11 protein-coding genes are annotated in these 13,078 nt (G+C 64.0%); 3 read left to right on the top strand and 8 right to left on the bottom strand.

Annotated elements, in window-relative coordinates; genetic code table 11:
* The first annotated feature begins 12 nt into the window (after positions 1-12).
* The gene (locus AACW87_RS13735; RefSeq protein ID WP_241325229.1) at positions 13-1,233 is read left to right on the top strand and encodes an MFS transporter; all 1,221 of its coding nucleotides are present in this window, start codon (positions 13-15) and stop codon (positions 1,231-1,233) included.
* Here the strand turns inward: AACW87_RS13735 and AACW87_RS13730 are convergent.
* Together AACW87_RS13730 and AACW87_RS13725 are read right to left on the bottom strand one after the other, a co-directional pair.
* Positions 1,230-2,312 carry a protoglobin domain-containing protein gene (locus AACW87_RS13730; protein WP_098982811.1) on the bottom strand — a complete coding sequence of 361 codons (1,083 nt, stop codon included), beginning with the start codon at positions 2,310-2,312 and terminating at the stop codon, positions 1,230-1,232. The two genes, AACW87_RS13735 and AACW87_RS13730, sit on opposite strands and share 4 nt — an antisense overlap.
* Before the next feature lie 134 nt (positions 2,313-2,446).
* Complete coding sequence (locus tag AACW87_RS13725) at positions 2,447-2,800, bottom strand: DsrE/DsrF/TusD sulfur relay family protein (RefSeq protein WP_043140215.1); 354 nt, start codon at positions 2,798-2,800, stop codon at positions 2,447-2,449.
* A gap of 178 nt (positions 2,801-2,978) precedes the next feature.
* Here AACW87_RS13725 and AACW87_RS13720 point away from each other — a divergent pair, with 178 nt between their 5' ends.
* Positions 2,979-3,353 (top strand): DUF1090 domain-containing protein, encoded by a 375-nt coding sequence (locus AACW87_RS13720; RefSeq protein ID WP_241325228.1) that lies wholly within the window; start codon positions 2,979-2,981, stop codon positions 3,351-3,353.
* Between the two features lie 65 nt (positions 3,354-3,418).
* Here AACW87_RS13720 and fumC read toward each other — a convergent pair whose 3' ends face one another.
* From fumC to AACW87_RS13690, 6 genes are all read right to left on the bottom strand, one after another.
* Positions 3,419-4,813 carry a class II fumarate hydratase gene (gene fumC, locus AACW87_RS13715; protein ID WP_241325227.1) on the bottom strand — a complete coding sequence of 465 codons (1,395 nt, stop codon included), beginning with the start codon at positions 4,811-4,813 and terminating at the stop codon, positions 3,419-3,421.
* A gap of 128 nt (positions 4,814-4,941) precedes the next feature.
* Positions 4,942-5,682: a dipeptidase PepE gene (pepE, locus tag AACW87_RS13710; protein WP_241325226.1), complete on the bottom strand. Its 741-nt coding sequence runs from the start codon at positions 5,680-5,682 to the stop codon at positions 4,942-4,944.
* A 289-nt stretch (positions 5,683-5,971) separates the two neighbouring features.
* Positions 5,972-7,780: a carbon starvation CstA family protein gene (locus AACW87_RS13705; RefSeq protein ID WP_103470929.1), complete on the bottom strand. Its 1,809-nt coding sequence runs from the start codon at positions 7,778-7,780 to the stop codon at positions 5,972-5,974.
* Between the two features lie 215 nt (positions 7,781-7,995).
* Positions 7,996-8,733, bottom strand: coding sequence for a two-component system response regulator BtsR (gene btsR / locus AACW87_RS13700; RefSeq protein ID WP_043167151.1), 738 nt, complete (start codon positions 8,731-8,733; stop codon positions 7,996-7,998).
* A complete protein-coding gene (locus AACW87_RS13695; protein WP_241325225.1) occupies positions 8,727-10,421 on the bottom strand; it encodes a LytS/YhcK type 5TM receptor domain-containing protein in 1,695 nt (564 codons plus the stop codon). Before AACW87_RS13695 ends, btsR begins: the two co-directional genes overlap by 7 nt.
* A 224-nt stretch (positions 10,422-10,645) precedes the next feature.
* Positions 10,646-12,010, bottom strand: a complete 1,365-nt coding sequence (locus AACW87_RS13690; RefSeq protein WP_241325224.1) for an endonuclease/exonuclease/phosphatase family protein — start codon at positions 12,008-12,010, stop codon at positions 10,646-10,648.
* Positions 12,011-12,151: 141 nt separating this feature from the next.
* Here AACW87_RS13690 and AACW87_RS13685 point away from each other — a divergent pair, with 141 nt between their 5' ends.
* Positions 12,152-13,000: a patatin-like phospholipase family protein gene (locus tag AACW87_RS13685; RefSeq protein WP_241325223.1), complete on the top strand. Its 849-nt coding sequence runs from the start codon at positions 12,152-12,154 to the stop codon at positions 12,998-13,000.
* The last annotated feature ends 78 nt before the right edge of the window (positions 13,001-13,078 follow it).

Below are 13,078 nucleotides of genomic sequence, written 5' to 3'. Positions count from 1 at the left end.
AGGAGCAGTATGATGTCGTGGGCCCTCCTCAGGCAGTTTCCCCCGCTGGTCTGGACCGTGATCCTGGGTACCTTCATGGTGCGCACCAGCTATTACATGGTCTGGCCTTTTCTCTCCATCTTGCTCTATCGGGAGTATGCCCTCTCGGCCACCAGCATAGGGGCCATGCTGGGAGCGAGCGCGGCGCTCTCCACCCTGATCAGTTTCTATGGCGGCTGGTTGTCGGACCGGCTGGGGCGGCGCAACATCTTGCTGGCCGGCTGCCTGGTGGCGCTGCTCTGCTACGGCCTGCTCGGCTTCTCCCACTCAGTGCTCTGGCTCGGGGTCGGGGTGATCGGCAGCGGTCTCTCCTCCGGTCTCATAGATGCACCGGGCAAGGCGCTGATGGCCGACAGCCTCGCTTCGGCCAAGGCGCGGGAGCTGGCGCTGCATATGCGCTACTTCCTGCTCAACCTGGGGGCGGCGACAGGGCCCCTGCTCGGGGTGACCCTGGGCATCAGCGCCCAGCAGCAGACCTTCCTGCTGCTTTCCGGCAGCTATCTGCTGCTGGGGGCCGCCTTCGTCTGGGGCTTTCGCAGGCTGAATGAGGAAGAGCGGCGCGGTGGCGGCCTGGGTCTGCGGGCCGCCATCAAGGTGCTGTGGCTGGATCGGGGCTTTCTGCTGCTGGTAATGGCAAACCTGCTGATGGTGCTGGTCTACTCCCAGTTTCACTCACCCCTGGTGCAGTACCTGACCCGGGCCGAGACCCCCGAGGTGGCGCGGCTGGTCGCCATCTTGGTGACGATCAACGCGCTGACCGTGGTCTTGCTGCAATTCCCGCTGCTGCATCTGCTCGCCCGCTGGCCCGGCAAGGTGCGGCTGCAGCTTGGCATCATGCTGTTTCTGGGGGCTCAGGTGCTGTTTGCGCTGGGGGAGCCCGCGCAGTGGTCGCACTGGATCGGAGCCGTGCTGCTGCTGAGCGTGGGGGAGACCATACTGTTCCCGCTGCTCAACGTGCTGATCGATCAGATGTCGCCCCCTCATCTGAAGGGGAGCTATTTCGGGGCCGGTGCGCTGGCCGGGCTGGGCGGTGCCATCGGGGCCGTGCTGGGGGGCTGGATCCTGGAACTGTGGGGCGGGCCATCACTCTACATATTGATGGCGCTGTGCTGCATCTTGACCTTTCTGCTGTACGAGTGGGGGGCGCGGATCCCGCGCCCCGAGGTGGCGAAAGCCTGTTCCCGCGAGGGTTAGTGGGTCTCCTTCAGGTTGACCTGCTTCATCGCCTTCTTGGCGGCATACATGCGCTCGTCGGCCAGCCGGATCAGGCTGTTGCCCTCGTCGAACTGGATGGGGCCCGTCTGCACCATGCCGATGCTGAGGGTCACGTCCCCTAGCTGCTCTGCCAGGGTGTGGGTCAGCCGTTGCAGATAGACGTCCCTGGCCTGATCCTCGTTGCAGTTGGGCAGGATCAGGCAGAACTCATCCCCGCCGTAGCGAAAGCAGCAATCCTCCGCCCGCGACACCTTGCGAATGCAGGCGCCGACGATGCGCAGTATCTCATCTCCCCGCTGGTGTCCCTGGGTGTCGTTGATCTGCTTGAAGTCGTCGATGTCGAGGTAGGCGATGACCACGGGCTCGGCGCGGCGCTGGCAGGTGCGCAGGGTGCGAGTCAGGTTCTCCTGCAGGTGGCGCACGCTGAGCAGGCCGGTGAGGGCATCGGTCCGGCTCATCTCCTCCAGTTGCTGGGTGCGCTCGCGCACCTTCTCCTCCAGCGACTTGGCGTAGATCTCCGACTTCTCCTTGGAGGACTCTATCTCCGACACCAGGCTGCGGATATAGGTCTCGAACACCAGAGTGATGTCGAACAGGAACAGCTTGTCGAGGGCGGTCAGCATTGTGATGCGGTCCGGCTCATGGTCTATCTGGGTGAAGATATCCTCGATGAGCAGCCCCTTGAGGGTGTTGATGGCAGCCAGATAGAGCTTGGGCTCCACCCCGATCCGCTTGTGCACCAGCCCGATCCGCAACCGGTTGTTGACGTACTCCAGATCATACTGGCCGCTGAACAGGTCGAGGATGTAACGGCGCTGGGCCGACCGCAGCCGGGTGAGCGTATCGGCATCGCCGATCAGCAGGGCAATCTCGGTGATCCCGGTCTGCAGCATATAGAACTTGTCGACCAGCGCATCTATGTGGGGCTCTATCTTGACGCGATAACTGGCGAGCAGAGTGAAATCGTCCTCGCCCAGCAGCAACAGCTCCTTGCGATGGGCGATTTCGAACTCTGTGATCCGCATCTGTTCCAGCAGAGTCTGTTCGGTTGGATTCATGGCTGTTCCCTGAACGAAAATGACGGCGCGTACTTTGTTATCTAACTGACAGTGTAGACATTAACAGCAAGGGGCAGGTCTTCAAATGGCGCAGGCTTGTTGCAGATCAACCTCTGCACCCATCGCTCTATCTACTAGAAGGTCAGCACCTTGTCGGCCGCCAGGGTCCACTGGGCCAGCAGCGGCAGGGTACCGATCTCGATCCCCTCGATGAGCGGCAGGGCCGTGATGCCGCGGGCATCGGTACAGGTCTTGCACAGGCGGATGATGGCGCCCTGTGCCAGCAGTATCTCCAGCATCTGGCGCAGATTGTACCCCTCGGCCGGGGCTTGCCCTGCCAGCGCGGCGCCGACCGCATCGGACATCAGGAACAGTTGCAGGCTGGCACCGCCCTGTTCGCCCAGGGCAATGGCCAGCCGCAGGGTGTTGAACAGGGATTCGCTACCGTAGGGTGCGCCGTTGGCGATGATGACAATACGTTGATTCATAAAAGACTCCATCCTGAAAGCCGCTATTGTAGACTCGTCGGGGCCGCGCTGGCGTGATGTTGCACAAACTCTGTCGTACCGGTTGGCACACGGCTTGACCCGCTAGGCCGAGTGCGGTCTGATAGGCGGCCATCAAACATGACAGAGGAGTGAGGTCGTTATGTGGAAGGTTATCGGAATGAGTATGCTGCTGTTGGCCGGTCAGGCTTATGGCAGCCAGGAGGTGGGCTGCAAGGCACGGCAACAGGCGGTGGCGGATCAGCTGGTCTTCGCCAAGGCGCACAACAACGCGGATCAGGTGGCCGGGCTGGAGCGGGCGCTGCGCAATATCGAGGCTCACTGCACCGATGCGGGCCTGTTCAAGGAGCAACAGCAACGGGTGACCGAGCTGAAAGCGCAGGTGAACGAGCTGCTGATCGAACTGCAAAATGCGCGGGTGTCGGGCAAGCCTGACAAGATCGCCAAGAAGCAGGCCAAGCTGGAAGAAGCCCAGACCAAATTGCTGGCAGCCCAGAACGAGCTGGATGCGCTGAGCAAGCTGATCACCCACTGATCGCCGCATTGCAGCGTGAAAAAGCCGGGCATGCCCGGCTTTTTGCTGTTCAGTGATCCCTCCTATCATGCTCCCCGTCGACCGACCATGTTGACCGGCACCACCCAGGCATCGAACTGCTGCGCCGTGAGATGGCCGGAGGCGATGGCCGCCTCCCGCAGGCTGAGCCCTTCATGATGTGCCCGCTTGGCTATCTCGGCCGCCTTGTCGTAGCCGATGTGGGGGTTGAGTGCCGTGACCAGCATCAGGGAGCGGGCCAGCAGATCATCGATGCGAGCCCGGTTCGGCGCGATGCCGATGGCGCAGTGATCGTGGAAGCTCTGCATGCCGTCAGCCAGCAGCCGCACGCTCTGCAGAAAGTTGTGGGCGATGAGCGGGCGGAACACGTTCAGCTCGAAGTTGCCGCTGGCACCGCCTATGTTGATGGCCACGTCGTTGCCCATCACCTGGGCGCACAGCATGGTCAGCGCCTCGCACTGGGTCGGATTGACCTTGCCGGGCATGATGGAGGAGCCGGGCTCATTTTCCGGGATCAGCAGCTCTCCCAGCCCGCTGCGAGGGCCGCTGGCCAGCCAGCGCACGTCGTTGGCGATCTTCATGAGCGATGCGGCCAGCGTCTTGAGGGCGCCGTGGCCATGCACCAGGGCATCGCTCGCCGCCAGCGCCTCGAACTTGTTGGGGGCGCTCACCAGCGGCAGGCCCGTCTGCTCCGCCAGGGTGGCTGCCACCTCGTCGGCAAAGCCGGGTGGCGTGTTCAGGCCCGTGCCGACGGCCGTGCCTCCCAGCGCCAGCTCGCACAGGTGGGGCAGGGCGGCCCGGATATGGCGCTCAGCCTGTTCCAGCTGGGCGACCCAGCCGGAGAACTCCTGCCCCAGAGTGAGCGGGGTGGCGTCCTGCAAGTGGGTACGGCCAATCTTGACTATGTCGTCGAAAGCGTGCGCCTTGCGGGCCAGGGTGGCGCTCAGGGTGATCAGGGCGGGCAGCAGTTGCAGCGTGATGGCGCTGACGGCCGCCAGGTTCATGGCGCTAGGGAAGACGTCATTGCTCGACTGGCTCTTGTTTACCTCGTCGTTGGGGTGCACCAGACGCGCTTCACCGCGCGGGCCGCCGAGCAGCTCGCTGGCCCGGTTGGCCAGCACCTCGTTGACGTTCATGTTGGTCTGGGTGCCCGAGCCTGTCTGCCAGACCCTGAGCGGAAACTCTTCCCCGTGCTGACCGCAGAGGACCTCATCGGCGGCACTCATTATGGCCTGGGCCGTGCGAGCGGGCAGCAGTCCCTTGGCGTGATTGACCCGGGCACAGGCAGACTTGATGCGCGCCAGGGCATGAATAAGCTCCATGGGCTGACGTTCTCCCGAGATGTCGAAATGGTGCAGGGAGCGCTGGGTCTGTGCCCCCCACAGCCGCTCGGCCGGAACGGCTATCTCCCCGAAGCTGTCGTGTTCTATCCGTGTCGTCATTACATCCTCCCGCCGAAAAGAAAAGGGGCGAGGGAATATCCCTTGCCCCTCACAGCATGGCAAACCACAGGCCAGGTCGCTCAGAATGGCGCCTCACGTTGTGGCGTGCCCTCTTGCATCATGATGGTTCAGCCGTGGGGGCGAAACGGCGTCAGCGCCGCCAGCGGGCTGGCATCCATGCATTCCTGAATCGCCTCGCCGTGCTTGAAGATCTTGAAGCTCTCGCCGCGGGCGCTCCAGTATTCGAGGGTCTCACCGCTGCTCTCGCCACTTATTTGGAGCAGGCTGGCTTCACGCAGGGCCACCACATGTTCGCTCGGGTTGATGGCGCAGAACTCCGCCAGACGCTCGTCGCGGGTCTCCCCCATGTGGCCGCTGATGCTGGCGTCCAGATAGTGGGGGTTGATCTGCAGCGGGAACAGGCCAAGGGCGGGCAGCACGGCGGCGTTGCAGACCGGCATGTCGTTGGTGGTGCGAATGCTGGGGGTGGCCACGTTGCAACCTGCGCTCCAGCCCACATAGGGCACGCCCCGCTCGCGCACGGCGCGCTGGATCGGCACGATCAGGCCGTTCTCGTGCAGCAGCTGGTTGAGGCGCCAGGTGTTGCCGCCACTGACAAAGATGGCGTCGGCCTGGTTGATGGCGTCCACCGGATCGTCAAACTGATGGATGCTGATGGCTTCCACCCCCAGACTTTCGCCGAGCTCATTGGCTCTGGCATCCCAGTCGCTGCGGATCACGGCGTAGGGGATGAGCAGGATGCGCTTGACCTGTTTGCGGGCGAGCAGGGTCTGCACCCGATCCCGTGCCCAGCCGAGCAGACCCGGAAACTCGGTGGCTTTACCGTTGCTGAGAAGAAGCAGTTCCATGAAAAGTGTCCTCATGAGTGAAAGCGGAGGAGGCGCCGCCAGGGCGTGCCGTGGCGACAGGAGCCCCCATTCTAACCCGATTGGCCGCAGGGTTCTGTGATCGGTTCATGTATCCCGATGAGCCTGCCCTCTGGCCGGGCTATCAAGCCGTCCACTCTCTGCGCCATCTACCAGTGGCTCTATATGTATCCGCCGGGCCGCCGCAACCGGCGGTGATCTGCCTCCCGCCACGTTTCAAATACGAAAGACCCCACCGAAGTGGGGCCTTGATCCTTGAGGACGGTTCCCGTCAGCTGGCGCTGGCCGGGGCAATCTGGAACTCGGGCTGCTGGCGCAGCTTCCACAGCTCAATCCACTTGCGGATGGCCGACACCAGTATGATGGCGCCCAGCCCCAGCATCAGCAGCGAGATGCCGCCGTTGAGCAGGTTGTAGCCCTTGGATTCCGGGTTGAAGTAGACGTGGCTCACCATCCAGTAACCGGCGTAGTTGACGGTGACGAACAGGTAGGCCAGCGGGATCAGGCAGGTCAGCATGTAGCGGCGCTTGCTGGCCAGTCGTAATATGATGGTGGCGCCTATGATCAGGCCGACCGAGGCCATCAGCTGGTTCGATACCCCGAACAGTGCCCACACGGAGCCGATATCGCCGGACATCAGCAGATAACCCCACATCACGCAGGCGAGCACGCTGGCACCTATGGCGCCCGGCATCCAGTCGATGCGCTTGAGGGGCGGGTAGAACTCGCCGAAGAAGTCCTGGATCAGGTAGCGGGAGACCCGGGTGCCGGAGTCGACGGCGGTGAGGATGAAGACGGCTTCAAACATCACCACGAACTGGAAGAAGTAGGAGGCGAGATTGCTGAACCAGGGCACCTTGGTGAAGATGTAGGACATGCCCACCGCCAAAGTGACGGCGCCGCCGGTGCGGCCGTTCAGGTCCATGCCGATCTCCTGGGAGAGGAAGGGCAGATCCACCACCTGCATCCCCAGCTTGGCGAAGGCCTCCGGGGTGGCGTTGATGGCGAAGTAGTCGGCCGGGTGCAGGGCGGTGGCGGCGATCAGCGCCATCACGCCCACCACGCACTCGGCCAGCATGGCACCGAAGGCGACCGGCAGTATGTCGCTCCACTTGTCCACCAGTTTCGGGGTGGTGCCTGAGCCGATGAAGGCGTGGAAGCCGGAGATGGCGCCACAGGCGATGGTGATGGAGATGAAGGGCCAGACCGGGCCGCCCAGTACCGGGCCGCCGCCGTGGACGAACTGGGTCATGGCGGGGAACTGGATCTCCGGGTTGATGCAGATGACGCCGATCACCAGGGCGCCGAACACGCCTATCTTCATGAAGCTGGAGATGTAGCCGCGGGGGGTGAGCAGCAGCCAGACCGGCAGCGCGGTGGCGAAGAAGGCGTAGACCGGCAGCGCTAGGCTGATGGTCTCGGCACGCAGGGTCAGCCAGACCCCGAAGGCGCTCTCCTGCACGTAGGGGCCGAAGAAGACGCAGGCCAGCACGGCGGCGAAGCCCACCCAGGAGGCGGCTTGCAGGTTGCCGGTCAGCTTGTGCCAGATCCCCACCACCATGGAGATGGGGATGGTCATGAAGACCGCGAACACGCCCCAGGCGTTACGCTCCAGCGCGTGCACCACCACCATGGAGAGGCCCGCCATTGTGATGGTGATGATGAACAGCATGGCAAGGCCCGTGCACCAGCCGGCGATGGGGCCGAGCTCGGCCTTGGCCACCTCGGAGAGGGACTTGCCCTGATGCTTCATGGAGGCGAACAGCACCACGGTATCGTGCACGGCGCCGCCGATGACGCAGCCGATCAGCAGCCAGAGGAAGCTCGGCAGGTAGCCGTACTGGGCCGCCAGCACCGGGCCCACCAGGGGGCCGGCGGCGGCGATGGCCGCGAAGTGCTGGCCGAAGTTGACCCACTTGTTGGTCGGCACATAGTTTTTGCCATCCTCCAGTTGGTGGGAGGGGGTGACCAGCTTGTCGTCGGCCATCAGCACCTTGCGCACAAAGAACACGCCGTAGAGGCGATAGGCGATGGCGAGGATGCAGAGGGCCGCAATGACGAAGGTGATTGCGTGTTGCATGACGGAGTTTCCTTTTCCTGCGGCCAATCTGGCCGGGCTCAGGCTGCACTCTACGCAGGCGGTGGCGAAAGGGGAGCGCAGAAAAGGTCAGTGGCAGAGGGTCGCCCGCGAGCGGCAGAAAAGCGGCCCCGAGTGGTTTGAGGGATGAGCCGGCGGGTGTGGGAGGCGGGTGAGCGGTGGCTGGCAGAGCAGGAGCGGGGAGAGTTGCCCGGTCCTCAGGGGATCTCCAGCAGCTCCTTGAGGGGCTTGAGGTAGCGCCGGCTCACCGGCACCTTGTGGCCGCCCTGGGTCACCACTTCCGCCAGGCCACCGTCGAGCAGCAGGATCTCGCGGATCTGGCCCGGGTTGAGCAGGTACTGGCGGTGACAGCGCACGAAGCCGGTTTTCTCCTCCAGGGTGCGCAGGGTCAACTCGGTGGTGCCCTGCTGCTGGGCGCTCACCACCTTGTTGCCGGCCAGATCGCTGTGGACGAACTCCACCTCGCCAAGGGGCAGTAGCAGAATGCGGTTGTGGCCGCTGCAGGGAATGCTGCGCAGGGGCTGGGCGATGCGGGTCGGGTCCGGCAGCGGCTGGCCCGCCAGCTCACCTTTTGGCGAGAGTAGCCGCTGGATGCGCTCCAGCGCCTTGTTCATCCGTTCGCTGGTGACCGGTTTGAGCAGGTAGTCGAGGGCGTTCTCCTCGAACGCGCGCAGGGCAAACTCGTCGTAGGCGGTGATGAAGACGATGTGGGGACGCAAGTCAGGATCCAGCATGCTCACCAGCTCCAGCCCGCTGATGCGCGGCATCTGGATGTCGAGAAACAGCAGGTCGGGTTTGAGGCGGTGGATGGCGGGTAGCGCCTCCATGGCGTGGGCACACTCCCCCAGCAGGCGGATGTTGCCCGCCTGCTCCAGCAGCAGCCGCAGCTCCTCGCGGGCGAGGGGTTCATCGTCGACGATAAGGGCGGTCAGCATGGACTCTCCTGCAGGGGAAGGGTGATCCTCACCCGGGTGGATTGATGGGGCTCGCAGTGAATGGTGACCCCGTACTCGGCGCCGTAACGGGCCTTGATGCGCCTGTCCACTATGTTCATGCCAAGGCCGTTCTCCTCCCGCTTGGCCTGATAGAGGCCGGCGTTGTCGCACACCTCCAGCACCAGCTGCTCGCCCTCCTGCCGCGCCGTCAGGCTCAGCCGGCCCGGTTCGAACATCTGGGAGATGCCGTGCTTGATGGCGTTCTCGACTATGGGTTGCAGGGAGAAGGTGGGCAGCCGGTACTCCAGCAGCGGCTCGGGAATATGGATCTCCACGCTCAGGTGCTCGGCGAAACGGGCCTGCTCGATATGCAGATAGGCGTTCACGTGCTCCAGCTCGTCGGCCAGGGTCACCTCGTCCCCCTGGCGCTTGAGGTTCTTGCGAAAGAAGGTGGAGAGGTGGTGCACCAGGGTGCGGGCATCCTCGGGGTCGCGCCGGATCACCGCCGCCAGGGTGTTGAGGGCGTTGAACAGAAAGTGCGGGTTGATCTGGGCCTGCAAGAGCTTGATCTCCGACTGGGCCAGCAGCCGCTTCTGCTCGTTGTACTTGCTGGCCAGGATCTGGCCGGAGAGCAGCCGGGCGATCCCTTCCCCCAGGGTGCGGTTGATGGAGGAGAAGAACTTGCGCTTGGGCTCGTAGAGCTTGATGGTACCCACCACGGATCCCTCTTCCCCCCGCAGCGGAATGACCAGGGAGGAGCCGAGCCGGCACTGGGGATGCAGGTTGCAGCTGTAGGGGATCAGGTTGCCGTCGGCATAGACCACCTCGTTGTGCTGGATCGCCTTGAAGGTGTGGGCCGAGTTGATGGCGGTGCCCGGCAGGTGGTGATCCTCGCCAATGCCGATGAAGGCGAGCAGCTTCTCCCGATCCGTGATGGCGACGGCGCCCACCCCTGTCTCCTCGTAGAGAATGCGCACCATCTGCTGGCACGCCTCCTGGGTGAAGCCCTTGTCCAGCACCCGCATCGCCCGCTCGGCGATCTTGAGGGCGCGGGCGGAGAAGGCGACCGAGTACTTCTCCAGCATGGCGCGGTGATCGAGGATCATCCGCATGAACATGGCGGCCCCCAGCGTATTGGCCACCAGCATGGGGGCTATGATGTTCTCGATGAGGTGGATGGCGTCGTCATACGGGCGGGCCACCAGCAATATGATGCCCATCTGCATCAGCTCGGCGACCAGGGCCACAGATCCCACCACCCAGGGGCTGAACAGCAGATCGAGCCGATGGCGGGCGACGAAGTGGCGGTGCACCAGGCCGCCGAGCAGCCCCTCGGCGATGGTGGAGAAGGTGCAGGCCAGGGCGGTGAAGCCCCCCAGCGAATAGCGATGGATGCCGCCGGTGAGCCCCACCAGCAGCCCCACCACAGGGCCGCCGACTATGCCGCCCAGCACGGCGCCGATGGCGCGGGTGTTGGCGATGGAATCCTCGACTCTCAGGCCAAAATAGGTGCCCATCACGCAGAAGCCGGAGAAGATGAGGTAGCAGAGGATCTTGTGGGGCCAGCTCAGGGTCACCTGAGTCAGCGGCATGAATAGCGGCGTCTTGGAGAGCAGCCAGGCGATCACCAGATAGACGCAGAGCTGCTGGAAGAGAGATATCACGAGCGCGAATTGTTCGAAAGCCACGGCACACTATCTCGAAAGGGGATGCTCATCCAATGGACGCGGAGTATTAGCAAACCCCGATTTGCGCTGCAAGCTGCGGGCGCCGGAATAGCGCGCCTGCGCACAGATTTGGTTGACAGCCTGAGCCAAAGGCATCCCATGTTGCCGCCTGGCCTGCCCATTCACGAAAGCTGTAACCAATCAGGGGGCCCGCGGGCCCCCTGATTGTTGATAACACCATCAAATTAGTCGAGCTTGAAGTCGACCCACACCAGCCGGTGATCCGAGCTGACTCCCTTGGCGATGCCCAGCTTGGCGTCGTACACCAGGTGGTAGCCCGGCTCGAAGCTGGCCGGCCAGAACACGCCGGAGGCGACCACGTTCAGGTTGGCGGAGGGCAGCACATGATCGAGCTGCAGGCCGCTGCTGCTGGTGATGCGCTCCGGGGTGGGGCGGTTGTTGTTGCGCTTGCACTGATCCGGCTGGCTGGCGAGGCACTCGGGGCCGCCCTGACTGACCGGTATGATGGCGCCGTTGGTGACCGCCTGATTGACCAGCACATGGTTGTGCAGATCCTGGATGGCGGTGAGATCCCCGTCACCGATCTGGGGATCGGCGTTGAGATCGCCGGCGATGACGAACTTGGCGCCCTCGGCCAGGCCGCCGGCCTTGCCGGCGTCATCCACCATGTAGCTGGCGGTCTCCACGTAGTCCTGCCAGAAGGCGACTTCGGCGCGGTTGTGCTTGACGTTGTGGCGCGCCGCGTTGCCGAAGATGGGCGGGGTCGGGTGGGAGACGAGGAAGTGGATCACCTCCTCCTTGTTGCCGCGCTTGATGCGCACCGGCACGTCGGCGTGGTTCTTTGACGAGAGCGGGAAGGCCTGCCAGGCGGCGTCGTCATACCAGGCATCGCCACACTGGCGGCCGGCCGGGATCGGGGCCTTGGAGTTGTTGCAGTCGTCGATGACGGGGTTCTGCTCGCCCGGCATGTCTTTCCACTTGAAGTGCTGGAAGGTGCGGATCTGCTTGGTATCGATGGGATACTGGGACATGACGGCAAAGGCGTACTGGCCGTGGTAGTTGCCAAAGCCCCAGGCGTCGTCCGGCCCGTTGTTGACCTTGCCATCCAGGTTGAGGTCATGGCCGCTCATCAGGCCTGTGTTGGTGGCGAAATTTTGCAGCACAGGGTAGCTGATGGCGGTCACCTCGCCGTGCTGGGCGTGGGCCAGATAGTTGTCGTTGAACGCCTTCAGATCGGCGGTGCCGGCGCCCTTGCCGTCGTTGTCGAACTCGTTGAGCAGGAAGACGTCCGGCCGGGTGCGCTGCACTATCTCGGCGATATTGCGGATCTGCTGCACGTCCAGGGCCTTGGTCTTCTCTGCGCCGCTCAAGGTGCCGTCGGCGAGGCGAGCCAGCAGGGTGTCCTGCTCGGCGCGGGTCAGGGCCAGTTCCCCGCTCAGCATGCCGGGGGCGGTGCGATCAAAGGAGAGGTTGAAAGTTGCGAAGCGAACCATGGGGGTCGGGGTCTCGGAGTCGTTTTGGCTGTTACAGCCTGCCATCAATCCGAGGGAAATGGCAGCGGCGAGTAGGGACTTGCTGATATTTTTCATTATAATATTCCGTAGCATCAATAAGTTATATCTCGTTGGTACGAGCGTTGAGACGCGCCCATTATAGGGATCCCGGCCCCGGGCCGGGCGCCGGATGAGCCAAAGTGTGAGTCCATTCACAGAGCAATGAGGGGAGGCGAGATGAGTCGGCGACAAACGGCCCTGGTGGTCGAGGGGGGCGCCATGCGCGGCATTTTTGCCGCCGGTGTGCTGGATGCCTTTCTGGCACAGGGCAGGACGGCGTTCGATCACTGCATCGGGGTCTCGGCGGGGGCGGTCAATCTGGCGGCCTTTCTGGCCGGCCAGCGGGGGCGCAACCACAGTGTCATCACGGACTACTCCTGCCGCCCCGAGTTCATCAGTCTGGCCAGGTTCGTGCGCGGCGGCCACTGGCTCGATCTCGACTGGCTGTGGGCGATCACCATCCGCGAGTGCCGACTCGATCTGGCCCGCTTCGCCGCCAATCCGGTGCCGCTGACCGTGGTGGCCACCCGGGTCTCGGATGGTCAGGCCGCCTACCTCAAGGGGGATGCGGCCGAGCTGGAGCAGCAGATCAAGGCCTCCTGTTCTGTGCCCCTGGTCTATCGCGACTTCGTGCGCATCGGCGGGGAAGCCATGACGGATGGCGGGGTGGCCGATTCCATTCCTGTGCGTCATGCCTACGAACAGGGGGCGCGCGACATCACAGTGGTGCTCTCCCGCCCCTTCGGCTATCGCAAGCGGGCGCCACGTCTGCCGGCCCTGCACCGTTATCTGCTGCGCCAGACCCCGGCTCTGGCCCGCGCCAGTCTGGCGCGCCACCGCAGCTACAACGACGCCATCGATTTCATCCGCCAGCCACCGGCCGATTGCCGCATCCGGGTCATAGTGCCGCCGGCGGGTTTTCGGGTCGGCCGCATGACCACAGACAAGGGGCGGCTGGAGCAGGGCTACCAGATGGGCTGGCAGGCGGCCCTGGACTATCTGGCGGCCGACCCGGCCCAGCCTTGAACCTGTTTGGGCGGCTCCGCCCGGGGCCGTCACCATGAAAAACCATGGCGATGCCGCTGCGGGTCAGGGATGAATCAT

Source organism: Aeromonas sp. MR7 (genome assembly GCF_963899385.1).
Classification (GTDB): domain Bacteria; phylum Pseudomonadota; class Gammaproteobacteria; order Enterobacterales; family Aeromonadaceae; genus Aeromonas; species Aeromonas bestiarum.
The sequence above is the reverse complement of the archived record's forward strand: the minus strand, read 5'-3'. Positions and strand labels throughout refer to the sequence as shown.